This is a genomic window from Listeria farberi, assembly GCF_014229245.1.
Classification (GTDB): Bacteria; Bacillota; Bacilli; order Lactobacillales; family Listeriaceae; genus Listeria; species Listeria farberi.
This window is the reverse complement of the sequence record NZ_JAARZJ010000002.1, coordinates 41,292-66,372: the sequence shown is the minus strand read 5'-3', so window position 1 is coordinate 66,372 and position 25,081 is coordinate 41,292. Positions and strand designations below refer to the sequence as shown.

General features: G+C 36.3%; 25 protein-coding genes and 1 pseudogene. 23 read left to right on the top strand and 3 right to left on the bottom strand.

The features are described 5' to 3' along the window. The first annotated feature begins 12 nt into the window (after nucleotides 1-12). Nucleotides 13-516, top strand: coding sequence for a hypothetical protein (locus HCB45_RS02120; RefSeq protein ID WP_003731229.1), 504 nt, complete (start codon nucleotides 13-15; stop codon nucleotides 514-516). 117 nt (nucleotides 517-633) lie between these two features. Here HCB45_RS02120 and HCB45_RS15545 read toward each other — a convergent pair. Continuing rightward, nucleotides 634-705 (bottom strand): annotated as a pseudogene (locus tag HCB45_RS15545) (hypothetical protein); the annotation flags it as partial. Nucleotides 706-893: 188 nt separating this feature from the next. Here HCB45_RS15545 and HCB45_RS02115 point away from each other — a divergent pair. From HCB45_RS02115 to HCB45_RS02020, 20 genes are all read left to right on the top strand, one after another. Then, on the top strand, nucleotides 894-1,676 hold the full coding sequence (locus HCB45_RS02115) for a DeoR/GlpR family DNA-binding transcription regulator (protein WP_185618538.1): 783 nt from the start codon (nucleotides 894-896) through the stop codon (nucleotides 1,674-1,676). A 151-nt stretch (nucleotides 1,677-1,827) separates the two neighbouring features. Next, on the top strand, nucleotides 1,828-2,757 hold the full coding sequence (locus HCB45_RS02110; RefSeq protein WP_070006258.1) for a nucleoside hydrolase: 930 nt from the start codon (nucleotides 1,828-1,830) through the stop codon (nucleotides 2,755-2,757). Between the two features lie 18 nt (nucleotides 2,758-2,775). Then, nucleotides 2,776-4,194, top strand: a complete 1,419-nt coding sequence (locus HCB45_RS02105; protein WP_069888252.1) for a PTS transporter subunit EIIC — start codon at nucleotides 2,776-2,778, stop codon at nucleotides 4,192-4,194. A 60-nt stretch (nucleotides 4,195-4,254) separates the two neighbouring features. Beyond that, a complete protein-coding gene (locus HCB45_RS02100) occupies nucleotides 4,255-5,073 on the top strand; it encodes a purine-nucleoside phosphorylase (protein ID WP_185618537.1) in 819 nt (272 codons plus the stop codon). An 18-nt stretch (nucleotides 5,074-5,091) separates the two neighbouring features. After that, on the top strand, nucleotides 5,092-6,108 hold the full coding sequence (gene add, locus HCB45_RS02095; RefSeq protein WP_185618535.1) for an adenosine deaminase: 1,017 nt from the start codon (nucleotides 5,092-5,094) through the stop codon (nucleotides 6,106-6,108). 119 nt (nucleotides 6,109-6,227) lie between these two features. Next, entirely contained in the window at nucleotides 6,228-7,049 is an 822-nt protein-coding gene (locus HCB45_RS02090; RefSeq protein ID WP_185618533.1) for an SGNH/GDSL hydrolase family protein, read from the top strand. Then, entirely contained in the window at nucleotides 7,021-7,926 is a 906-nt protein-coding gene (locus HCB45_RS02085) for an ABC transporter ATP-binding protein (protein ID WP_185318208.1), read from the top strand. Before HCB45_RS02090 ends, HCB45_RS02085 begins: the two co-directional genes overlap by 29 nt. Next, nucleotides 7,919-8,899: an ABC transporter permease gene (locus tag HCB45_RS02080; RefSeq protein ID WP_185318209.1), complete on the top strand. Its 981-nt coding sequence runs from the start codon at nucleotides 7,919-7,921 to the stop codon at nucleotides 8,897-8,899. The genes HCB45_RS02085 and HCB45_RS02080 overlap by 8 nt, the downstream gene beginning before the upstream one ends. A gap of 126 nt (nucleotides 8,900-9,025) precedes the next feature. Beyond that, nucleotides 9,026-9,916 carry a VOC family protein gene (locus tag HCB45_RS02075; protein ID WP_185618531.1) on the top strand — a complete coding sequence of 297 codons (891 nt, stop codon included), beginning with the start codon at nucleotides 9,026-9,028 and terminating at the stop codon, nucleotides 9,914-9,916. Further along, nucleotides 9,913-10,872: a ring-cleaving dioxygenase gene (locus tag HCB45_RS02070; RefSeq protein ID WP_185618530.1), complete on the top strand. Its 960-nt coding sequence runs from the start codon at nucleotides 9,913-9,915 to the stop codon at nucleotides 10,870-10,872. Before HCB45_RS02075 ends, HCB45_RS02070 begins: the two co-directional genes overlap by 4 nt. A 6-nt stretch (nucleotides 10,873-10,878) precedes the next feature. Beyond that, nucleotides 10,879-11,487 (top strand): alpha/beta hydrolase, encoded by a 609-nt coding sequence (locus HCB45_RS02065; protein ID WP_185618528.1) that lies wholly within the window; start codon nucleotides 10,879-10,881, stop codon nucleotides 11,485-11,487. Between the two features lie 9 nt (nucleotides 11,488-11,496). Then, on the top strand, nucleotides 11,497-12,117 hold the full coding sequence (locus HCB45_RS02060; RefSeq protein WP_185618526.1) for a flavin reductase family protein: 621 nt from the start codon (nucleotides 11,497-11,499) through the stop codon (nucleotides 12,115-12,117). A gap of 329 nt (nucleotides 12,118-12,446) precedes the next feature. Next, nucleotides 12,447-13,703 carry a GTPase HflX gene (gene hflX, locus HCB45_RS02055; RefSeq protein WP_185618524.1) on the top strand — a complete coding sequence of 419 codons (1,257 nt, stop codon included), beginning with the start codon at nucleotides 12,447-12,449 and terminating at the stop codon, nucleotides 13,701-13,703. A gap of 65 nt (nucleotides 13,704-13,768) precedes the next feature. Continuing rightward, nucleotides 13,769-14,641: a metallophosphoesterase gene (locus HCB45_RS02050; RefSeq protein WP_185618522.1), complete on the top strand. Its 873-nt coding sequence runs from the start codon at nucleotides 13,769-13,771 to the stop codon at nucleotides 14,639-14,641. A gap of 5 nt (nucleotides 14,642-14,646) precedes the next feature. Then, a complete protein-coding gene (lplA2, locus tag HCB45_RS02045; RefSeq protein ID WP_185618520.1) occupies nucleotides 14,647-15,636 on the top strand; it encodes a lipoate protein ligase LplA2 in 990 nt (329 codons plus the stop codon). A 153-nt stretch (nucleotides 15,637-15,789) separates the two neighbouring features. Then, nucleotides 15,790-17,088 carry a glycoside hydrolase family 125 protein gene (locus HCB45_RS02040; RefSeq protein ID WP_185618518.1) on the top strand — a complete coding sequence of 433 codons (1,299 nt, stop codon included), beginning with the start codon at nucleotides 15,790-15,792 and terminating at the stop codon, nucleotides 17,086-17,088. A gap of 16 nt (nucleotides 17,089-17,104) precedes the next feature. Then, a complete protein-coding gene (locus HCB45_RS02035; protein WP_185318218.1) occupies nucleotides 17,105-17,995 on the top strand; it encodes a carbohydrate ABC transporter permease in 891 nt (296 codons plus the stop codon). A gap of 11 nt (nucleotides 17,996-18,006) precedes the next feature. Then, nucleotides 18,007-18,882 (top strand): carbohydrate ABC transporter permease, encoded by an 876-nt coding sequence (locus tag HCB45_RS02030; RefSeq protein ID WP_185618516.1) that lies wholly within the window; start codon nucleotides 18,007-18,009, stop codon nucleotides 18,880-18,882. A 20-nt stretch (nucleotides 18,883-18,902) separates the two neighbouring features. Beyond that, entirely contained in the window at nucleotides 18,903-20,156 is a 1,254-nt protein-coding gene (locus tag HCB45_RS02025; RefSeq protein ID WP_185618515.1) for an ABC transporter substrate-binding protein, read from the top strand. Between the two features lie 3 nt (nucleotides 20,157-20,159). After that, the gene (locus HCB45_RS02020; protein ID WP_185618513.1) at nucleotides 20,160-21,188 is read left to right on the top strand and encodes a glycoside hydrolase family 76 protein; all 1,029 of its coding nucleotides are present in this window, start codon (nucleotides 20,160-20,162) and stop codon (nucleotides 21,186-21,188) included. Nucleotides 21,189-21,200: 12 nt separating this feature from the next. Here HCB45_RS02020 and HCB45_RS02015 read toward each other — a convergent pair whose 3' ends face one another. Next, nucleotides 21,201-22,319 carry a GntR family transcriptional regulator gene (locus tag HCB45_RS02015; protein WP_185318222.1) on the bottom strand — a complete coding sequence of 373 codons (1,119 nt, stop codon included), beginning with the start codon at nucleotides 22,317-22,319 and terminating at the stop codon, nucleotides 21,201-21,203. A 159-nt stretch (nucleotides 22,320-22,478) separates the two neighbouring features. On the opposite strand from HCB45_RS02015, the gene HCB45_RS02010 reads away from it, so the two are divergent. Further along, the gene (locus HCB45_RS02010) at nucleotides 22,479-23,231 is read left to right on the top strand and encodes a hypothetical protein (RefSeq protein WP_185318223.1); all 753 of its coding nucleotides are present in this window, start codon (nucleotides 22,479-22,481) and stop codon (nucleotides 23,229-23,231) included. A gap of 35 nt (nucleotides 23,232-23,266) precedes the next feature. Next, nucleotides 23,267-23,917 carry a GntR family transcriptional regulator gene (locus tag HCB45_RS02005; protein WP_185618510.1) on the top strand — a complete coding sequence of 217 codons (651 nt, stop codon included), beginning with the start codon at nucleotides 23,267-23,269 and terminating at the stop codon, nucleotides 23,915-23,917. A gap of 33 nt (nucleotides 23,918-23,950) precedes the next feature. Here HCB45_RS02005 and HCB45_RS02000 read toward each other — a convergent pair whose 3' ends face one another. After that, nucleotides 23,951-24,940, bottom strand: coding sequence for an NADPH:quinone oxidoreductase family protein (locus tag HCB45_RS02000; protein WP_185618508.1), 990 nt, complete (start codon nucleotides 24,938-24,940; stop codon nucleotides 23,951-23,953). Nucleotides 24,941-25,081 lie beyond the last annotated feature (141 nt).

The window sequence follows — 25,081 nt, the reverse complement described above, 5'->3', positions numbered from 1 at the left end:
AGGAACTTAATAATGAAAAAACCACTAAAAATCAGCTTAATCGTCGTAGGAATTGCAGTAGTAATATTTGCAGGAGTAATGTTATCCTACCGTTTTATTAAATCAATGGATGTTACTGAAAATGCCGAAATAAACAAATCAGCTACAGGAGATCATGTATTACTTGCAACTCAAGGTAGTAAATTTAAAGACAGTGTAATGGACCAAGTGAAAAAAGACATGGAAGGTAAAAACGTACATGTTTCCATTATTGATACAACAAAACTAGACAAAGTAAAAGCAGATGATTATGACAAAGTAGTTCTATTCACTACAGTACAGTCCGATGATATCCCAGAAAACGTAACCACTTTTATGAATGACAATAAAGATAAAAGTATCCATATTGCAGTAACAGCAGATTCTGGTCGCTGGGATGATAAACCGAAAGATATTGATGCAATTTCCGAAGCATCGAAAGCAGAAAACAAACAAGATTTTGTCGACGATTTAACAAAAGCAATCGTAGCAGAATAAAAATAGCAGAAGAGGCTTGGACATAAGGGGCGCTAAAATCCCCTATGTCCAAGCCTCTTATTTTTATATTACTGTCATTTAAATAAAGGAATGAAAAGATACTCGAACTTGTTTGTTGTTTTTTACACCAGCATGAATTAAAGCCTCAATTGCTTCAAATGCTTCTTGATAGTGTTTGGAAGAAATGAAATAACCTAAATGAACCAGCAGAGAACCCAAAGTTATTTTGATACAAACCTGACTGATTGATAATACGTAAGGATATGTTAACGGGCGCTAACGAGTTAGCTTTTTTGGATATAAATGATTAAATTCATACAAACTTTAACCGAAATAAGGTATACTAACTTTAGTATTGAAGAGAAAAGGAGAATTAGATGGGAAAAGTCGAGTCAAGAAGAAATAAAATAATTGAAATATTAAATGAAAATTCGATTTTGTCATTGGCTAACTTAGCTGAATTTCTTAATGTAACGACAGAAACAATTAGAAACGATTTGAAATCCACACAACTCGCTGGAAAAGTAGTTCAAGCTCATGGTAGTGTAGCTATTGCTCATACCACCATTGCTAGAGATGTCCCATACTCATTTAGAAAAGAAATTAATTCAAAATCTAAAAGTAAAATAGCGGATAAAGCATGTCAATTAGTGAGTCCAGGTCAAGTAATCGCCATTGAACATAATAGCATTTCAGTTATGCTTATCCATATGCTTAGTAAATATCCACAGTTGTTAAATAATATTACTGTAATTACGAATTCCTTTAGTATTATGCACTATGTTCAAGAGAAAAAGATAGAGCTTTCTATTATTTTTTTAGGCGGAACTTTTAGCTTAAACCAAGAAAATTCTTTCGGTTCAATGACTATCCATCAAATGAAAAAGCTAAAAGCGGATATTTCTTTTATAAGCCCAGGTGCGATAGATGAAGATTTAGAAATTACCGCTTATAAAGAACAAGATGCCGATTTGCAAAAAGCAATCATGAAAAATTCACAAAAAAATATTCTGCTTATAGAAAACAGTAAGTACCCAAGTATTGCGATGTGGAAAGTAAATCATGCAACGGATTACGATACCATTATTACAGAAGTGGACTTTACTACAGAGCAGTTAGAAACTTTATCCAAGGCAAAAATAGAGATTTTAAATATTTAAAAAAAGATAAATTGCTAAAAACCAATTTATCTTTTTTTTGGTTTTTAATTTGGTTAAAACAAAATATTATTTGACAATAACCAAATTAATGTTATTATGAATTTAAGGAAAGCGCTTTCTATAAAATATTAAGGAATGAGGATTTATAAGAATGGATAATAGCCAAATTTTAAAAATGTTAGAAAGACCATCAGGAAAGGTTGATGTTGTATTAGATACAGATACATTTAACGAAATTGATGATCAATATGCTTTAGCCTATATGATTCAGTCAAAAGAAAAATTTAATGTGGTAGGAGTGTATGCAGCACCATTTTTAAATCATCATTCTAATGGGCCGAAAGACGGTATGGAAAAAAGTTATGAAGAAATTCTTAGGGTTTATAAATTATTGAACCGTCCAGAATTAGAAAAAATCACTTTTAAAGGATCAGTTGATTTTTTAGTTAATTCAAAACCTAAAATGAGTGATGCTGTCCAACATTTGATTGAGTTAGCATTAGCGCATAGTTCAGAAAATCCTCTTTATGTCATTGGAATTGCCGCTGCTACTAATATTGCTACAGCTATTTTACTAGAACCAAAAATAACAGAAAATATAGTTGTTTTATGGTTAGGTGGACTGGGCTATGAATGGCATAATAATTTATCCTTTAATTGTCGACAAGATTTAGTAGCTGCTCGAGTTTTACTTGATACCCCGATGCCACTAGTTCAGTTTCCAGGGATGGGAGTTATTTCTGCTTTTGCTACAACCGGGCCGGAGTTAGAGTATTGGTTAAAAGGAAAAAATAAATTTTGTGATTATATGGTGACAAGAACGGAAGAAGAAGCGAAAATAACTAATCTAAAAAATGGTGGAAAGGTTTGGTCACGGGCATTATGGGATGTTGTTCCTATTGGTTGGCTATTAGGTGAAGAATTTATGAAAGATAAATTGGTTAATAGTCCCATTATGCAAGATAATCATTATTACAGCCAAGACTTTAGACGCCATTTTATAAAATATGTTTACTTTGTTGAAAGAGATAAATTAATGGAAGATTTATTTGAGAAACTCGCCAAGATTGACAATAATTAGAAATGGAGAAAATTGCATATGGGAAAATATGATAAATTAAATGCGTTCATTATTGAAAATGTAGGTGGAGATAGTAATATAATTGCGTTAACACATTGCGTGACTAGATTACGTTTTACACTAAAAGATGAAAGTTTAGTTAATAGAGATGCTCTGATAAATCATGAAAAAATTATGACTGCTCAATCTGCAAATGGTCAATATCAAGTAGTTGTTGGTATGCAAGTTGGAGAAATTTATCAAGAAATGTTATCTAAATTATCTATTTCGAATACTAATGAGGAAACTAGCACTAATGATTCTACTAATAAAGATAAGAAAACATTATTAAATCGTTTCATTGATACAATAACTAAAATCATTACCCCTACACTTGGAGTAATGATTGGTTGTTCTTTGATTTTAGGTGTGGAGTCACTCTTAGTTGCCTCTAAAGTAATTAGCCCAGGGGATGGCGCATTTGTCATCTTAAATGCAATTGGTTATGCTTTGTTTACTTTCTTTCCAGTTATCTTAGGGTACACTAGTGCAAAAACATTTAACTCAGATCCATTTATTGGGATGATTGTTGGTGCTTCACTTGTTTTCCCAAATCTACTTAATGATTTAGTTGGACCAGAGGCAATCTACCAGTTGTTTAATGGTACTTTTCTTCAGATGGATATTTATAGTGATTTTCTAGGTATCCCTATTATTTTTCCAGCGAATGGATACACATCAACAGTTATTCCTATTATCTTCTCGATGTTCTTTCTATCGAAATTTGAGCATTTTATCAAAAAAATTATTCCTCAATCATTACATTTCACCTTTGTCCCATTTCTTACTTTAATTATTGGTGTTCCAGCAACAATTTTAGTATTTGGTCCAATTGCTAATATAGCAAGTAGTATTATCTCTAGTGCGATTTTAGCTCTGTTTAGTTTCTCACCAGTTGTAGCAGCCTTGTTCGTAGGTATTCTTTATACACCACTGGTTATTCTTGGATTACATTGGCCATTAGTTGCCATAGGAATAAATAATCTCGCAACAACAGGGACCGATTATTTATTGCCAATGATTTTTACAGCTCCATTAGCTCAAATGGCTGTCGTATTTGCAGTTTATTTGAAAACGAAGAATCCAGATGTTAAGAAAATTTGTGTTCCTGCAATGGTTTCTGATTTCTTTTGCATCATTGAGCCTTCAATTTACGGAGTTACCTTACCAGTGAAAAGACGATTTGTTTTTACTTGTATTGGAACAGCGATAGGGGCGCTTATTATTGCAGTAGCTGGAGTTCATAATTTTGCTAGTACAATTGGTGTTTTAGGAATTGGTGGGTTTATCAATCCTCAAACAGGCGATGTTTCTTATGTGATTGTTGTAGCATTAGCATCACTAGCAACAATGTTAATTTCATTTTTATTAGCCTTCTTTACTTTCAAAGAGGCATAGTAATTAGCCAAGCAAGAAATTTCTTGCTTGGCTTTGTAATAAATAACAAGGAGGAAAATGATGCAACTAGCAACTGAAAAAATGAAGGAAACGATTTTCTTTCTCCAAACAAAAGGTATTAAAAAAGTAGCCTGTGGTTTAGTTTTAGGATCTGGTTTAGGTGATTTAGCAGAAGAAATTCAACATAAAATAGAAATTCCGTATCAAGACATTCCTCATTTTCCAGCAACAACAGTGGTTGGACACAGTGGAAAGCTTATTTTTGGTGTCTTATCAGGGAAAACTATTTTGGCATTACAAGGGCGCTTTCATTTTTATGAAGGGAATCTAATGTCTCAAGTTATTTATCCGGTTCAAATAATGAAAGCGTTAGGAGTGCAATCACTAATTGTGACCAATGCTTCAGGTGGAGTGAATAGGAATTTTGCTGTAGGAGATTTGATGGTAATTACTGATCATATCAATTTTATGGGAGCGAATCCTTTAATAGGTGAAAATCAAGCAGAGATTGGTCCGCGTTTTCCAGATATGTGTCAAGCATACTGCCGCGACTATATTGAAAAAGCGCACTTAGCTTCTAGAAATTTAAATATTCCTTTAAAAGATGGTATCTATATGGCGTTTTCCGGTCCGAGTTATGAAACTCCTGCAGAAATACAAATGGCGAGAAGGCTAGGGGCAGATGCAGTTGGGATGTCAACCATCCCAGAAGTAATAGCAGCTAATCATGCAGGAATAAAAGTGTTAGGAATTTCGTGTATTACGAATTTAGCAGCAGGTTTACAGTCGAACTTAAATCATGAAGAAGTAGTAAAAACAACTCAGCAAGCAAAAATTGGCTTTGGTATGCTCATCAAAGAAGTATTATATGATTTGTAAGAAGGGAGGCGACTATTAGTGAATGAGCAACAAGTTAAAAAAATACCTAAAGTAGAACTTCATTGTCATTTAGATGGTTCCATTCGGCTAAAAACGCTTCGTAAGCTTTATGAGTTACAAGGTAACCCTTTAATGTTATCAGAAGAAAAGTTACAACGAATGACAGTTGCTGCTAATCGATGCAGTTTAACAGAATATATTAATTGTTTTAGATTAGTTTCAGCAGGTTTACATACAAAAGAAGCGATATATTTAGCTCTTTTGGATTTAGCAGAACAAGCAGCACTAGAGAACATTATCTATATTGAAATTAGGCTATCTCCTATACACCTAGTAACCACTAACTTTTCAATGGAAGAAGTTGCTGAGACTTTAATTGACGGGAGCCGCGTTGCTGAAAAAGTTTATTCAATAAAAATAGGTTTGATTTTTTGTTGTATGCGTAGACAATCTGAGCAAGCTAATTTAGCAGTAATTGATGTAGCTAAAAAATACTTAGGAAAAGAAGTAGTAGCAATTGATCTAGCTGGTGATGAAGGAAAGTATCCTACAAAAGACTATCAATCATTATTTTCTTATGCTAGCCGAATAGGTATGCCTTACACGATTCATGCAGGTGAAACTGGTGATTTAACAAGCGTTTTATTAGCATTGGAATTCGGAGCTAGACGCATTGGTCACGGTATAGCACTAGCTCAGTCAAAGAAAGTGATGGAACGAGCAGCTAAACAGCAAGTATTGCTTGAGATGTGTCCAGTATGTAATATTCAAACAGGGGCTGCACAAAACTGGCAAAGCTATCCTGTAGAACTTTTTCATAGAAACGGAATTCAGATTTGTTTTAATACGGATAATCGTACAGTTTCCAATACAACACTAACGAACGAATATTTACAAGTGAATCAAAATAGTTTTACTTTATCAGCAGAATGGATACTTAGGCAGACTGAAATAGCATTGGATTATTCTTTTATAGATGAAGATAGTAAACGGATGCTAAAGGAAAAATTAATTTTACCAAACAATATAATATGAAATAGCATAAAATTAGCACCTACGCGAATGATATAGGTGCTTTTTTACTAGGTGCTTTTCGAGAATGTCTGGTATACTTAGTCCTAAATAAACCTCATAATAAGGCAGGTGATTAGTCAATGAAAAAAAGTAAAACAGTTCAATTTTTGCTGTTTTTTTCAGTTATAGCGCTTATTCTAAGCATTATTGGTGTTGGTTCCATCTGGTTAGGGCAAAAAAATCATCAAGCAAATAATACAAATTCAGCTGCAAAAAAAGATATTACTGTAACGAAAAAACAAGATACCTTTAAAATAACGGCGCTCGGCGACTCACTTACATATGGCGTTGGTGATACAGAAGGCGGCGGGTATGTCCGAGTGGTGGAGAATTTCTACAAACAAAAAGAGAAAAATGTCGAGAACGTCAATCTTGCTATTAGCGGGGCGAAATCAGGACAACTACTCAAACAATTAGAACAAAAAGAAGTGCAAAACCAAATAAAATCAGCTGATGTAGTCTTAATGACAATCGGCGGCAATGATTTATTTCGCGGCGGGGAAGCACTGGATGATTTCAAAAGTGATGCGATTAAACAAGCCGAAGCAAGTTATACGAGCAATCTAAAACAAATTTACCAAACGATACGAAAATTAAATTCATCCGCGCCAGTTTTTCATATTGGGCTGTATAATCCGTTTATGTCGTTAGAAAATGCGAGCGAAATGTCAGCGGTTGCGAATGAGTGGAACATGCAAAGTCAAAATCTATCGCAAAACGAGAAAAATATCATTTATGTTCCGACTTTTGATTTATTTCAGCAAAATGGGGCTGCTTATTTAGCGAGTGATAAATTCCATCCAAATCACGCTGGATACCAGTTTATCGGTAATCGGGTGACACAGGTTATAGAGACGGGAGGAGGAGAAGACGATGACGGAGCGAGCACTTCAAGTAACTAATCTGCATAAAAAAATTCGTAAACGAGAAATTATTAAAGGGATTTCTTTTGAAGTAATGCCCGGAGAAGTTTTTGGCTTTCTTGGACCGAATGGAGCTGGCAAAACAACGACGATTCGAATGATTGTCGGCCTAATTAAACCAACATCTGGAACGATTTTAATTGGTGGGAAAGATATCCGGAAAAATTTTACCGAAGCAATGCGAGGTCTTGGTTCCATCGTAGAAAATCCGGAATTTTATACATTTTTAACAGGACAAGAAAATTTAGCGTATTTTGCCCGAATGGATTCTTCGATAAAAAAAGAACGCATTCAAGAAGTAACCGAGCTAGTGGGGCTAGAAAAACGGATAAATGACCGAGTTTCTACTTATTCACTTGGTATGCGCCAACGTTTAGGCATTGCTCAAGCATTACTTTCCAGTCCGAAACTATTAATTCTTGATGAACCAACAAATGGTCTCGATCCATCTGGAATTCATGAAATGCGCGACTTTATCCGTGCGCTTGCCAGAAATGAAGGTATTAGCGTACTTGTGTCTTCTCATTTATTAAGTGAAATTGAACTTTTATGTGACCGGGTGGCGATTATGACGGACGGGACGATTATTAAAACCGATCAAGTTTCACATCTTCTTAGCTCTCGCGCACAATTACGCTGGCGGGCGACTCCTTTTGAACAAGCTAAAGTATTTTTGGAAAGTGTAACCAAAGTAGAAGTGGACGGCGAATACCTCGTGACCGCAGTGAATGAACATAGCGCCGAATGGAACGAACAGTTGGTTGCAAAAGGCATTCAAGTCCATGAAATTGACAAGAAAAAACCATCTCTCGAAGACCTGTTTCTTGAGTTAACAGGAGGTCATTCGATTGATTAATTTAGTTTATAATGAACAATTAAAACTTTGGCGTAAAAAGCGACTTATCGTTATTTTGGTGCTAGTGGCAATTATTGTAGCGATTTTTACGTACGCACAGTTCCGGCAGCATCAAGAAGATGAAAAGCAAGCTGGGACAAGCGATTGGCATGTGCAGACCCAGCAACAAATCGTCGACCTTGAAAATAGACTCGGTACAGGCCGTCTTCCCGAAGAATATCAAAAATATTTCAAAGTGCTTGTCGGGCAACTACAATATTACTTAGATAATGACATCAATCCCAACGCCCCTGGAGCACCAACTTTCTTAAAAACATTCGTCGAAAATGGTATTAGTTTATTGTTTCCACTTTTTATTATGGTTATAGCAGCCGATTTAATCAGTGCTGAAACAAGTGCGGGAACGATGAAGTTTCTGCTGACAAGGCCTGTGAAGCGATGGCGGATTTTGACGAGTAAATATATTTCAATGTTGCTCTCGATTTCCGCAATTATGGTATTATCCGCCGTTATTGCCTATCTGATTTCTGGGATTGTCTTTGGTTACGGTGGCTGGGATGCACCAGTTCTCACCGGGTTTGGGATGAAAGATGGCGCTGTGACCACAATGGACGTGTACCAACTGCCGGTTTGGCAACTACTACTCATGGAGTTCGGACTCGCATGGTTTGTCAGTGTTGTGGTCGGCGTGTTAACAATGTTTGTATCCGTGTTAGTTCGCTCCACAGCAGCGGTTATGGGGATTATGCTTGCCTCCCTTATCACCGGAACGATTTTAACCAACCTCGTCAGCTCTTGGCCGAGCGCGAAATATTTATTTATGGTTAATTTACAACTAACGAATTACTTGAACGGCTCCAGCCCACCAGTTGAAGGCATGACATTGAGTTTCTCGATGATTGTGTTAAGTGCGTGGATGCTAATCGCATTCGTTTTATCCTATTTTATTTTCACCAAAAGAGATGTGTATTAAAGAGCGCTTAGTGGCGCTCTTTTTTGCGACTATTAAAAGTTACTTACTTTTTGTGAGCATAAAACTTTTCTTTTTGATAGTTTAGTTATAAACTATAATTAGTAATTAAGAAGGAGGTACAAACAAATGATTAAAGGAATCCATCACGTATCCGCGCTAACGAAATCATTCAGCGAAAATCATCGTTTTTATTCAGACATATTAGGGCTACGGCTCGTAAAAAATACAGTAAATCAAGACAATATTCACATGCGTCACCTATTTTACGGGGACTATACAGGAAGTCCGGGCACCTTGTTAACATTTTTCGAAGTACCTCGCATCGGCTCAAGCTACAACGAGCGCGCCTTTTTCGGAAATATCACCCTAGGAATACCAAACAGCACAAGCTCTTACTGGGAAAAAAGGCTAAACGATTTTGCCGTTTCTTTCCAAAAAGAAGAACGGACTTTAAGTATTCAAGATCCCGATACAATGGGCATTATCCTAACGGAAATACCAGAAACCATTTCTAACCCAACCATCCACACCGATATCCCGCCTGAAAAACAAATTGTTCGGATTATCGGCGCAGACTATCACGTGCCGGACCCGAACGCGACGAGCCAATTTTTCACGAATCTTTTTGGCTTAGAAAGTCATAATGGGGTATTAGTAGATAAGGACAAGATGAGTTTTACGAAATTACATGTCACGAGTTCAGACAAAAAATCCCGCACAGGACGCGGAACGATTGATCATATTGCATATACTTTAGAAACGAAAGAAGCTGTTGATGAACTTCACGATTTAGCAATGAAAAACGACTTGAAAATTGAAGAATTCGTTGACCGCGAGTATTTTAAAAGTTTATATATTCGCGAACCAGGTGGCTTAAGAATTGAATTCGCAAGCGCTGGCCCCGGCTTTACAATTGATGAACCACTCGAAACATTGGGAGATAGACTAGCCTTACCAAGCTTTTTAGAAGAAAAAAGAACAGAAATTGAAACTTATTTTGGAGGAGATTTATCATGATTAAAGATTTAAAAGGAATTCACCACGTAACAGCAATGACAAGTAGTGCCGAGAAAAATTATGCGTTTTTTACAGAAGTTTTAGGGATGCGTTTAGTGAAAAAAACTGTTAACCAAGACGATATTCATACGTATCATTTGTTTTTCGCAGATGACAAAGGTTCAGCGGGTACGGATATGACATTTTTTGACTTCCCTAATTTACCAAAAGGACGCCACGGAACAGATAGTATTTCTCGCGTAGCTTTCCGAGTACCAAGTGACGCGGCGCTGGAATACTGGCTTGACCGCTTTGAACAATTAAAAGTTCCGCATAGCGATATTAAAACTCTATTTGGCAAAAAATATCTCACCTTCCAAGATTTTGATGACCAACAATTACAACTAATTTCTGATGAAAATAACGAAGGCGTAGCAGCGGGGACTCCTTGGAAAAAAGGGCCAGTTCCAGAAAAATATGCGATTTATGGTTTAGGACCAGTATTTTTAACCGTTGTTTCTTTGAAAAATATGGATGCGATTTTGCAAACAATTTTTGGCTTTAAAAAAGTGGTGGAAGAAGATGGACTTCATTTATATGAAGTAGGCGAAGGTGGTAACGGGGCGCAAGTGATTGTCGAAGAACGTACCGATATCCCAGCTGCAATGCAAGGCTACGGCGGTGTTCACCATGTAGCTTTCCGAGTAGAGGACCACGAGGAGTTACAAAAGTGGATTGACCGCATGAATACAATCGAAGCACCTAATTCTGGTTATGTAAACCGCTTCTACTTTGAATCTTTATATGTACCAGTTTCCGAACGTATTTTATTTGAATTTGCAACAGATGGCCCGGGCTTCGCAAGTGATGAACCATACGAAACACTCGGTGAAAAATTAGCCCTGCCACCATTTTTAGAACCAAAACGCGCAGAAATTGAAAAAATGGTACGACCAATTAATACGAAACGGAGCTGATAAACGATGGAACACATTTATATTCCAGGAAAAAATAAAGAATTAGCTCCACTATTACTACTTCATGGGACAGGTGGCGATGAAAAGTCGCTTGTCGAAGTAGCGGAGTTTATCTCGGGTGATGCAGCTGTTTTATCTTTACGTGGTGACATTAAAGAAGGCGGAGCAAATCGATTTTTCAAAAGATTTCATGATGGCAGTTTGGATTTAGAAGACTTGGAAAGCAAAACCTCGGAATTAATCACTACAACACGCGAACTGGCTAAAAAATATCAACTGGATTTTGAGCGAATCATTGCGGTAGGTTATTCTAACGGCGCAAACATTGCCGCCAATGCACTTCTTCAAGCAGAGGATAGTTTTCATAAAGCGATTTTATTTCATGCAATGCCAGCTGGAAACAAACAACCCGAATTTTCGATTAGCCATCGTAGTGTATTTCTGTCTGCTGGTTTAAATGATCCGCTTATTACAGCGAAAGCTTCCGAAGAATTGGTTAAAATCCTTGAATCGCGTGGTGCAAACGTTGAAACAGTTTGGACAGCAGCTGGGCATTCACTAACTATGGAAGAACTAGAAGAAGCGAAAAAATGGTATCAAAACAACCAGAAATGAGGAAAGTAGATGACTATTTTTAAAAGTGCTGATTTATCTCAAAAAGAAAACTACAAATTTTTAACTGGAAGTATTATTCCCAGGCCAATCGCTTTTGTAACAACGCTTGCTGATGATGGGGTGACGGTCAACGCCGCCCCGTTTAGTTTTTTTAATGTTGTTTCAAGCGATCCAGCGATAGTTTCGATAGCTGTTCAACGCGCGGATGGTAAGCAAAAAGATACAGCTAGAAATGCGGCTTTTACGAAAGAACTAAATATTCATATCGTTAGCGAATCTTTTGTAGAAGAAATGAATAAAACTGCCGCGCGACTTGCATCTGATGTGAGCGAAATCGATAAAACAAACTTGCATTTAGAGCAAGTTCCTGGAATGAAAACTCCGAAGATTTCCGAGGCCAATATCATGCTTACAGCTAAACTAGAACAAATCATTCCGATTAAGAATGATGCTGGTGAGGTTGTTTCCGATTTAATTCTGGCACGTATTTTGACATATGATTTCGCCGACGAAGTGTTTGATTCTGAGCATCACTATATTTTGCCAGAAAAGCTTGCACCAGTTGCCAGGCTTGCAGGAAATGACTATGTGAAACTGGGGGATATTTTCGAGATAGAACGACCAAATTAACGAGAAATAGTTGCGAAACAAAAGCGCCCATGTTAAACTAAGGGCATCTAAAATGAACGGAGGGTTGCCCATCATGCGTTATATTAGACTACGTTTCCCAAAAAATCTATGCAACTAATTTAATAGTGCGGGAATATCCATGCTTATTTAGTATGGGTAACGGGATTGGTCTTGCGTGCATGTATGGCACCCAAAATAAATATGGGTAGAATGAAGGAGGAATACGCTTCATTTGAAAGCAAGCTAGTATCTTTGAGATGCTATTTTTGTGTTTTCATCTACTCAAAAACCCTGACCGCGCTGAATCTATTTTCAGGAGGTCCTTTTTTATGGAGAAAAAAGTATTAATCGTTGGTATAAGCCAGAAACAAAAAGATTTTGATTATTCAATGGAAGAATTAGCCAATTTAGCGGCTGCAAATAATATGGAAGTAGTGGGCGAAGTACGGCAAAATATCGACCGTGAAAATCGTGCTACTTATGTTGGAAAGGGAAAAGTGGATGAGATCAAAGGCTTAGCAGAAATGCAGGATGCCCGCTTGATTATTTTTAACGATGAACTTTCGCCATCGCAAATTAGAAACCTAGAAGAAGCGTTAGAACTGGACGTAATGGATAGAACGGGGTTGATTCTGGCTATTTTTGCGAACCGAGCAAAAACAAAAGAAGCACAACTTCAAGTCCAAATTGCCAAATTACAATATGAGCTTCCGCGTATCTTTGGACAAGGTGAAGATATGGACCAACAAAGTGGGAAAGGCGGGCTCAGCAACCGTGGCTCAGGTGAAAAGAAAATCGAAACCGATCGCCGTACCATCAAACATCAAATTCGCCATTTACAAAAAGAGTTAGACATGCTCGTGGATGACCGTGAAGTACGTCGTCGCAAACGAAAGAAAAATGAAATTCCGGTGGTATCACTCGTCGGTTATACAAACGCTGGAAAATCAACAACAATGAACGGTTTAGTGCGTGCATATAGCGAAACTGCAGACAAACAAGTTTTTGAGAAAGATATGCTCTTTGCTACACTAGAAACGAGTGTACGCGAAATTGTTTTACCGGATAACAAGCAATTTTTGCTCACAGATACAGTTGGTTTTGTTAGCAAACTTCCGCATCAATTAGTGAAAGCATTCCGCTCCACGCTAGAAGAGGCGCGTGACGCTGATTTACTCATTCATGTGGTAGATTATTCGGATCCCAATTATAAAATAATGATGAAGACGACTGAAGAAACGTTGAAAGCAGTTGGTGTGGAAGATGTTCCAGTTATTTATGCGTACAATAAAGCGGATCTTTTAGAAGACGAGATATACCCTAAACAAACAGAAAATACGATTGTCTTTTCAGCACGTGAAAAAGAAAGTTTAGAATTTCTAACTGAAGTGATTCGTCAAGAATTGTTCGCCAGTTATGAAAAAGCAACCTTCTTAATTCCGTTTGAAGCGGGGCAAGTTGTCGCTTATTTAAATGAGCATGCTAATGTGTTAGAGACCGAGTACTTGGAAAATGGCACACAGATTGTGGCAGAAGTGAGTCCAGCTGATTTACAAAAACTAGCAGAATACCAAGTAGTTGAGTAAAGCGAGTTCCCACTTAATTTGCTATAATGAAACCTACAGCAAATTAAGTGAGGAGATTTCTAACTATGAAAAAAACTGGATGGGGTTTACTTAGTGCAGTTGCTGCTTTTACAGGATATGCATACTGGTCAACCAAACATTTAACTGTAACAGATTATGAAATAGTATCAGATAAAATTCCAGCAGAATGGGACGGCGCAACTTTTGTTCAGTTGTCTGATCTGCATAGTGCAAGTTTTGGTTTATATAATAATCCTTTGCTTAGTATGGTGAATGAGCTAGCTCTGGATGCCGTTTTTTTAACGGGAGATATGATTGATGGAGATGAGGCGCCATATGTAGCGATGGCAGTTGTACGCAAATTAGCTAAAGAATTCCCGGTTTTTTATGTGAGCGGAAATCATGAGGGTCGAAGCGCATTTTATGAAGATTTTAAAGCAGACATGGAGAAACATCACGTTACTGTCCTTGAAAATGAACGCTATTTTCTAAAAAAAGATGGCGCCGCAATCATGGTAGTAGGCGTCCGAGATCCTCGTTTTGTAAGAGATGACTGGGCAGAAAAAGAACTACCAAAAGAAGTTTGGGAAGAAGCGGCATTAAAGGAAGCTTTAGACGATGCGACAGCTAATTTATCACCGGATTACTTTACGATATTACTGGCGCATCGTCCGGAGTTTTGGCCACTATACCAAGCCTATCCAATTGATTTAGTATTATCTGGACATGCGCACGGCGGCCAATTTAGGCTTCCGCTAACAGAAGGTCTTTTTGCGCCGGGACAAGGTTTCATGCCAAAATGGACAGCTGGGATTCACCGGGCTGGCGGTAAAGCGCTTATTGTGAGCCGCGGCTTAGGAAATGTCACGAAACTACCGCGCTTATTTAATGACCCAGAAATCATTCGAATGACACTTAGAGCAAAAGGGGATGCTTAAGAAAAGTGATTTATTTAGACAATGAAGATGTGCTCGATCAAGCGTACAACTTCGCTATGGAAGAATATGCGCTTCGTTCTTTAGACGAAAATGAAACGTATTTTATGTTTTATCGGATGAAACCAACGATTATTGTTGGTAAAAATCAAAACACACTAGAAGAAATTAACCATGCTTTTGTCAAAAAAAATCATATTGATGTTCTTCGCCGTTTATCTGGTGGAGGAGCTGTCTATAACGATGAAGGCAATATTAGCTTTAGCATGATCACAAAAGATGACGGAAATAGTTTTCAAAATTTCGCGAAGTTCACAGAACCAGTTATTCGAGCGCTTCGCAATCTTGGTGTAAATGCTGAACTGAGTGGTCGAAATGATATTGAAGTAAATGGCAAAAAGATAAGTGGCAATGCACAATTTGCAACCAAGGGTAGACTTTATAGCCATGGGACTTTACTTTTCGATGTCGATTTATCCATGCTCGAAAAAGCATTACAAGTAGATCCTGAGAAATACTTGTCTAAAGGTGTTAAATCCGTACGCAGTCGTGTAACAACAATTCGCGAACATTTAGCAGAAGATATCGATATTCTGACTTTTAAGCAAATTCTACTTGAAACTATTTTTGAAACGAAAGATATCCCGCGTTATACTTTTACGGAAGCAGATAAACAGGGTATCGAAAAATTGCGTACAGAGCGTTACCGGAACTGGGACTGGACGTACGGGAAGTTACCAAAAGCTACTATAAAACGAAAAAAAAGATTTCTTGCTGGAACCATTGAATTCCAAATTTCACTAGAAAAAGGTCAAGTCAAAGAAGCAACAATTTATGGGGACTTTTTCGGTACAGAGGATGTTACTGAATTCGCCGAAAAAATAATCGGTTGTCGTTTTGAACGAAAATCTATTCAAAAGGCTTGGCAAGAAATAAATGCGAAAGACTATTTTGGTGGAATTGAAAAAGAAGCTATTTTAGATATGCTGTTTGAATAAGGTTTAAAACTCTGAGAATCTATATCTCAGAGTTTTTTTAATGCCTAAAGAAAGCGATTTCAATTTTATGTTGACAGAGATTAAATATATATAGTATTATTTAAATATGATAAATGATAATTAAATATAATTAATTAAAAAGGAGTGAAACATTTGGTTATTGCAAATCGAGATTTTATACAAATAAGTACGGAAAAAATAAAAAAAGAATTAAATAATCAAAAATTAGTTGAAATGTATGAAAGGTGTATGGAAAATACATTAGATACTACCATTAAAATTCGGGAAAGTGGTCTTACATTTATTTTAACAGGTGACATTCCAGCAATGTGGTTACGTGATTCTGTATGCCAAGTACGACCGTTCCTTCTTTTCGCTAAAGAAAATGAAGAAATTGAGTCGATGTTGATTGGTCTTAGCAAAGAACAAGTCCGTTTAGTTGGAATTGATCCTTATGCTAACGCTTTCAATGAAACGCCAAATGGAGCTGGGCATCAAGATGATAAAACGGAAATGCATCCACAAGTATGGGAACGAAAATATGAGATTGATTCGTTATGCTATCCGATTCAATTAGCATACTTTATTTGGAAAATTACTGGAAGAACAGAACAATTTGACGCTGCATTCTTCAAGATGTTACAAACGATTTTTGCTTTATGGGAAGTAGAACAACATCATGAAACAAAATCGCCTTATCGTTTTGAACGGCTGGACTGTGTTCCTTCTGATACTTTAAAAAGAAACGGATTAGGAACAGAAACTGCTTACACAGGTATGCTTTGGTCAGGATTTAGACCAAGTGATGATGCTTGTGAATATGGGTATCTCATTCCTTCAAATATGTTTGCAGTAGTAGTTTTAGGCTATGCTAAAGAAATTATCGAAACTTTTTATCCAAACGAAATAGAAACGATTAAACAAGCTACTACCTTACAAAATGATATTCAATTAGGGATAGAAAAATTTGGTACATATAATCATCCGACTTTCGGTGAAATATTTGCTTTTGAAGTAGATGGTCTTGGAAATCAATTGTTGATGGATGATGCAAATGTTCCAAGTCTACTCTCTATGCCAATCATCCAATATCTTGAGAAAGAGTCGCCAATTTATCAAAATACGAGGAAGTTTATTTTAAGTAAGTCAAACCCGTATTATTTTGAAGGTGAGCTTGCAAAAGGAATTGGTAGTCCGCATACACCAGCAGGATATATTTGGCCAATTGGACTGGCGATTCAAGGGTTGACTGCAAGTGATGAATCAGAAAAACTAGAAATTTTACAAATGTTGTTAAGAACGGATGCAGGAACTGGATTGATGCATGAATCGTTTCATCCAGACCATCCGGAAGACTTTACGCGTGAATGGTTTTCTTGGGCGAATATGATGTTTTGCGAATTAATTCTTGATGTAGCCGGATTTCGGATGGCAAGTGTTTTAAAGAACTAACGAAGGAGGCTTAATGATGGCAACGATTAGAAATAAATCTGTTCAAATACATCAACAACGAATGGCTTACCTTTTTATTGCGCTTCCTGTTTTATTACTAGCGATTTTTATGATTCTTCCAATTGGAATGGCTCTATTTGTCAGTTTTACAGATTATGATATTGTTAATTCTCCCAATTGGATCGGCTTTGACAATTACATAAAAATGTTTAGAGATCCTTATTTTCTCATTTCATTAAAAAATACGATTATCTACACAGCTCTGTTTGTACCACTTGGCCTTGTAGCATCGCTTGGGGCTGCCATCTTGATTAATATGAATAAAAAAGGAGCAGGTTTGTTTCGGACATTCTTTTATGTGCCGGTATTATGTTCTACGGTAGCAACAGCGACTATCTGGTATTGGTTGCTTAATCCGCAGTATGGTTTGATTAATCGTGTTTTAGGATGGTTTGGAATTAATGGTCCAGCATGGCTTTATGATTCGAACTGGGCGATGTTTGCAATTGTTTTGATGAGTGTTTGGATGACATTTGGCACAAATATGATGATTTTTCTTGCTGGTCTTCAAGGCATCCCAGCCAACTTATATGAAGCTTCTAAAATAGAAGGAGCTTCAAGATGGAAGACATTCCGTTATGTCACTTGGCCATCTCTTTCTCGGACTACTTTTCTCGTAACAACAATGCTAATTATCAATGCTTTTCAGGTGTTTGACCAAGCATATGTATTAACAAAAGGCGGTCCAGGAAACTCAACTATCACACTTGTCTACTATATTTATAATGAAGGCTTTGGCGGATTAAAAATGGGTTATGCTTCCGCAATTTCTTTTGTGTTATTTTTAATCATACTAGTATTTTCAATTATCAACATGCGTGTAAATAAAGAAGATAGAACAGCTTAAGGAGGTTTGATATGAATACCATGAAATTTAAAAAAATGAGCAAGTCGTTCATTTGGTATATTGCAGTACTTCTAATTAGTTTAGTGACTGTTTTTCCACTTATTTGGACAGTATCTACTTCTTTTAAACCAACGAGTGAAATTTTAAGCAATGGTATGAACTTAATTCCTAAAATGTTTACTTGGGATAATTACAAAGATGTTTTTAGTACAACGCCATTTGCCCGCTATCTAGTAAACTCGCTAATACTTGCACTTGGTGGAGTCCTTACTAATTTATTCTTCGGATCATTAGCAGGTTATGCTTTTGCTAAACTTCCTTTTAAAGGAAAAAAAGGACTCTTTATGACATTTTTAGGAAGCATGATGATTCCAGCAGTAGTAACAATGATTCCCTCTTTTTTAGTATTAAAGAATTTTCCATTGATGGGTGGTAATGATATTACTGGTCATGGGGGAATGGGTTTTATTAATACTTATTGGGCAATTTTGATTCCAGGAGCCGCTGGTGCATTCTCGATTTTTTTCATGAAACAGTTTTTTGAAACATTGCCAGATGAACTTTCTGAAGCTGCAAGAATAGACGGTTGTTCGGAGTTTAAAATCTTTTGGAAAATCTATATGCCGCTTGCTAAAACTGCACTAGCTACTCTTGGAATAATGACATTCCAGGCAGGTTGGAATCAGTTTATGTGGCCTTTAATTGTTCTTAATTCACAAAAAATGATGACCGTTCAAGTAGGACTCGCCTCTTTTCAATATAATGAAAGTGCCAATTATGGGGCTTTAATGGCTGGGACAATTGTTTCCACCATTCCTGTATTGTTTGTTTTTATTTTTGCACAAAAATATTTTGTAGAAGGTATTGCGCATAACGGTGGTAAATAAACTAAAAAGGAGTGTATAGGATGAAAAAAGTATTGTTAGCGATTCTTAGTATGGTATTGTTGCTCAGTTTAGCAGCTTGTGGTGGAGGTTCAGACAGTAGTAAAGATAAAGGCGGGAAAGAAGAAATTGTTATGTGGGGCTCTTGGTCAGGGGATCAAATTAAACAGTTAGAGAAACAAATCGATAGTTATAATAAGTCACAAGATAAATATAAAGTAAAATATGTGATGCAAGAAAATGTGGAAGAAAAATTATTAACAGGAATTGCGGGTGGCGAACTCCCTGATATTATAATGTGGGATCGCTATCAAACAGCTCTTTATGCACCAAAAGGGGTGCTTGAACCTCTGGATAAACTTGTCAAAGAGGACAAAGTAAAGATGGATGATTTTTATGAAGAATCGGTGAAAGAAATGACCTATAGTGATAAATTATATGGTTTACCACTATTAAATGATAACCGAATTCTATTTTATAATAAAAAATTATTACAAGAAGCTGGCGTAAAACCACCAACTACGTGGGATGAATTAGCAACTGCTGCGCAAAAAACAACGAAATGGAATGGAAGTAAAATGACGCAAGCAGGGATGTCACTTCAAGATGTTGGTTTGTTTAACTTGTATTTAATGCAGGCAGGCGGGGAGCTAATAACTTCTGATAATAAAAAAACAGCATTCAATTCAGAACAAGGTTTAGAAGTACTTAATTATTGGGATAAAATGCAAAATGATTTAAAAGTGTACCAACGCGGTTTTGATGATGGTTCCGATGCTTTTGCAGCTGGAAAAGAAGCAATGACATACAACGGTCCGTGGGCTTTAGCAGATTATAATAAAGTAGAAGACCTTGATTATGGTGTAGTAGAACCGCCTAAAGGACCAAATGGTGATAAAGGCGCTATCATGGGCGGGTTTGGATTAGTAATGCCTAAACAAGCCGAACATAAAGATGGCGCATGGGACTTTATGAAGTGGTGGACAACGAAACCAGAAAATGGCGTAGAATTTGCCAAAATTAGTGGTTGGTTACCAGCAAACAAAATTGCTGCTGAAGATGAATACTTTACGAAAGACCCCAATTATTCTGTTTTTGTAAATACAATGAAATATGCTAAAATTCGTCCAACTGTGGCAGGTTATGCAGATGTAGAAGGTTTAGCAATGAAACCTCAATTTGAGAAATTCATGAATGGTAATATTTCAGCTGAAAAAGCTTTATCACAAGCTGAAAAAGAAGGAAACCAAATTTTAAAAGAAGAGAGAGATAAATAAACGATGAAATGGTCCGAATATGCAAATTTAGCTCAACAAAGTTTAGAAAAATTTTATCTTGCCGATACAAAAGAACAATTTTTAAATAACTTTTATCCGACAGAAAACCCCGAAGAAGATAATAAAGTTTTTAATTATTGGTGGCTAGCTCACTTGGTTGAAGTACGATTAGATGCTTACTTACGCACAAAAAAACAAGCGGATTTGGCGATAGCCGAAAAAACATATCAGCATAATAAAAACAGAAATGGTGAAACGCTTATTCATGATTTTTATGATGATATGCTTTGGAACTCACTTGCGGCTTATCGTCTATATAAAGCGACTGGAAAACCAATTTATTTAGAAGATGCACAGTTGGTTTGGCAGGATTTAGTGGATACTGGTTGGATTGACATCATGGGAGGTGGCTTTGCATGGCGTCGACCACAAATGTATTATAAAAATACGCCCGTGAATGCACCGTTCATTATTCTTTCTTGTTGGTTATATAATGAACTTAATGAAACGAAATATTTAGAGTGGGCAATGAAGACCTACGAATGGCAAACTAAAGTCCTTGTACGCGAAGATGGCTTTGTGGAAGATGGAATTAATCGTTTAGAAGACGGAGCTATTGATTATGAATGGAAATTTACTTATAATCAAGGTGTTTATATCGGAGCTAATTTAGAATTATATCGTATTACTAAAGAAGCAAAATATTTAGACACAGCGAATAAAACGGCGAGTATATCATTAAAAGAATTAACAGAAGATGGTATATTTAAAGATGAAGGAAATGGCGGAGACGAAGGGCTTTTCAAAGGAATCTTTTACAGATATTTTACCGATTTAATAGAAGAAACAGCAGATAAAACTTACCGGGATTTTGTACTAAATAGTTGTCAAATACTCGTTGAAAATGCAAAAGTAGATGGATATTTGTTAATGGGAATGAACTGGAAAGAAAAACCTTCTGGAAAAATTCCTTATTCAGCAGAATTAAGTGGAATGATCGCACTTGAAATGGCTGCAAAATTAGAACAGTAAAAAAAGCACCTCCTACTTGGAGGTGCTTTTTAGCGGCTCGACTGAATCTCCTTCTACAAGCAGTGGAGGTAAAGTTTCTTTATTTATCGTATCTGGTTTTAGTACTTGATTTAAAAGCATATCAACTGCTTTAACGCCTATTTCGTATTGGGCTTGTTTAATATGGGTAAACTGAAAGGCTGAGGTATCAAAAAAATTATCTGGATGATCAAAACAAACAACTGATAAATCAGCAGGAATGGATTTGCCTAACTTACTACAAGCTTGTTTTATCAAAAGTGCGATATTATATTCAGTTGCTACTAGGGCAGTAATTTCCGGATGTGTTTTTAAAAAATGAGCAATTTTATCAATATCTGTTTGGATGGAAACAGTTGAATTTGGCATCACTGATTCAATTTCACGAAAAACATAATCAGAATGAAAAGCTGTGTGAAAAGATGCATGTCCACGAATAAATCCATTCACTCGACTATCAAGCGTAGACACGGGACTAGTAGATGTTATCATTCCAATGTGCTTATGGCCCAGTTCAAATAATTTCTCCGTAATAATTCGACCAGCTTCTGTATTGTCGGAGCTAATAGAAGATATCGGTAAACCTTCTAACGTACGATCTATCACAACTAAAGGGAACTTTTGAGAAGCAAGCTCCAGTAAAGTTGGTGAAACAAACTTAGAGCTAGCAGGTAAAATTAGTATCCCTGCAACATTCATTTCTATAAACTCTTGCAGGATTTCTTCTTCTCGCTCAGTATCTCCGAGTGATTTTTTTACGATAATATGAGCTTTAGAATCACTATATTCTAACATACCAGATAATAAAATGGTTCCAAAAGTATCGTCGAAGTTTGTCATAATACAACCAAAAAGCGGCTTATCGAACTTCCTGGTTTCTGTTTGTTCATTATTAGGGGAGGCATTTATAACAAAAGTACCAACACGAGGGCGTCTTGAAATATACCCGTCTTTTTTTAATAATTCCAGCGCTTTTTTTAACGTTATACTGCTCACATCAAATTGAGCCATTAATTCATTTTCAGTCGGCATTTTGTTGCCAACAGGAATCTTGCCTTCTTGAATGGATAATTTAAGCTGATTATAAACTTTTTGATATAGTAGTGTTTTCATTTACTCACCCATTAAATATATTTTATAGTATTAATTATATTTAATTTTAGCTGCAATGTAAACTAATTACAATAAAAAAGTGAAATTCTCTTTACAAACTTTAATAAATGGATAACTCATGTTAAACTTAAATTTAGGAAAAAAGGAAAAGGTGTAGAAATGGCTATAAAAAAATTAAATGATTTTTATTTTAAAAAACTTAGTAGCTGGAATTTAATACATAGCTTTTTGAAAGGTTTTTGGAGAGCGTTATTTTTATTAGTGCTACTTTTAATTATTGGTAACATTATAGTCATGAATTTATTGGATAATCGTTTTTTTATTCCAATAATTTTAATTAGTTTACTCTGTATTCCACTTTTTTATTATCTGTTGATTTATAATCGGGCGAAAAAATTTATTAAAACCCGCTATCAGTTGCGTAATTTTAAAGAGTTAGCAGTTATGCGTCGCTATTTATTATTTGCTTATTTAGAAAAAAGTGGTTTCAGTTCAAGAGATGACTTAGAAAAACTACTTCGGTTTATTCACTCTGAAATGGCGGAAGAGAAAAAGAACTATAAACCACTTAGTACGATGATAGGTGTTTTTATCGCTGCATTTCTAGCTATATTAGGCGGGTCTTTTCTATTTTTAATGAATGACGTAGCTGAACGACTCATTGCGGCAGTGATAATTATCGTCATGGCAATAGTATTGTATTTTTTCGGGATTACGATCATGTCAGTTATTCGTTCTAAATCAGAAATAAATGCAAAAAAAGAGCACGAACTAACAAAAGAAATAATTGCTATTCAAACAGCTATGCTTGTCACAGAAAATACAAGCTACCATCCTTTTTTAGCGATGGAGAAAAAAGTGAATGAAAACGATTTTTTGAAAGAGATTATTACATCACGGTCCTTTTTATAACATAATTTTTTTAGGCACACTTAGGAGGCAAAGTCATGACAATCAAACGCAAAGAGACGAGAGAAAGTGTTTGTTATCGGGAAATTAAACAAAAGATTAGAAACGGGGAGCTAAAGCCAGGCGATCGCTTAATAGAAAACACATTATCTGAGCAGTTGGGAATTAGCCGGACACCCATTCGTAAAGCTATCGGGATGCTTGCAGCAGATGGATATGTGGAATACAATGATTTTCGCGGTGCTTTTGTTAGGGATAGCATTATTAATAAAGAACGCTATTTTGAAATGACAGAGATTATTGGTTTATTTTTAAAACAAGCCATTCAAAAAATTCGTACAAAAAAAATTAGTTTCAATAAGATACGTGTGGTCGCTAAGTTAGTAGAAATTGAACGTGAAGTAGAACCAAGTGATCCAACAGTGTATTTTGAATATGAGAAATGGTTTGTTAATGATTTATTAACCTATATGAAAAATAATTACTACTTAAAAATCAGTAATGACTTTTTTAATAATATTCAAGAGTTTGGTGATGAGGAAGTAATTAAAATCGCTCAAAACGCTTGTGTTAAAACAATCGCTAATATTCAGCATTTTATTGATGCACTGGAAGAACAAAATTATGATGAATGTATGGCTATCATTGATCAGGTCATTGATGCTCATGTATTAGTCGCTTATCGGTAAAAAGCATTGTCCCACTAAAAAGGGACAATGCTTTTATTTTATTTTTACTAAATATCTTCCGGTTATTCCACCATGCATGATTTGATGAAGAGCATCTGGTAAATCTGAAAAAGCAATTTCGGTGACTAATTCATTTAAATTAGTTAATTTAAAATCTGTTGCAAGCCGATTCCAAATGCGTTCTCGTTTTGGCATTGGGCAGAGAACAGAATCAATACCAAAAAGTCGAATTCCACGTAAGATGAAGGGGAAAACAGTTGTATCTAATTTTCCTCCTGCTGACATACCACATGTTGTTACTGCCCCGCCGTACTTTACAGCAGTTAGTAAGTACGAAAGTGGTTTTCCACCAACACAATCAATCGCTCCTGCGTATAGTTGTGTATCTAGAGCACGGATTTTTTCTGGTTGGAATGCTTCTCGGGAAACGACTTCTCTGGCGCCTAGTTTATGTAAGAATGTTTCTGCATCTTTTTTTCCTGAAGAAGCTACGACTGAATATCCTCTTTTAGCTAAGATGGCTGTGCTAAGACTACCAACTCCGCCAGTAGCTCCACTCACAGCAATTTTTCCGGTATCTGGTGTGACGCCACTAAATTCCAGCGCGTCGACAGAGAGAGCTGCTGTGAAGCCTGCTGTTCCAAGTATCATAGCTTCTTTGAGTGTTAAGCCTTTTGGTAAAGCGACCACCCATTCCGCGGGAACTCGGATAATTTCGCTATAACCGCCAAAATAGCTAACACCAAAATCATAGCTTGTTACGATAACTTCATCCCCGGCCCTAAAATGGTCTGATTTTGATTCAACAACGACACCACTTGCATCAATTCCTGGAATAAAAGGATATTCATTCACAATTTTTCCATCAGGAAGTACAGCCAGTCCATCTTTGTAATTAATACCAGAATAATGTACTTCAATCGTTACTTCATTTTCTGGCAAGGTATCTAAAGTAGTTTCTTTAAAATGAAGGGAAGTATTATCTGCTTCTTTTTCAATGAAAAGTGCTTGAAATGATTTCATTTATAAATTCCTCCACAACTCTATTTTGTGTTCATCTTCACTTTACGACTTTTTTCGGCATTTTTCAAGGCTGTGACTGGTACAAATCCCTATTTCAAGGTAAACTATAGTAGTGAAGATGCCTATATTATGTGTGAAAAT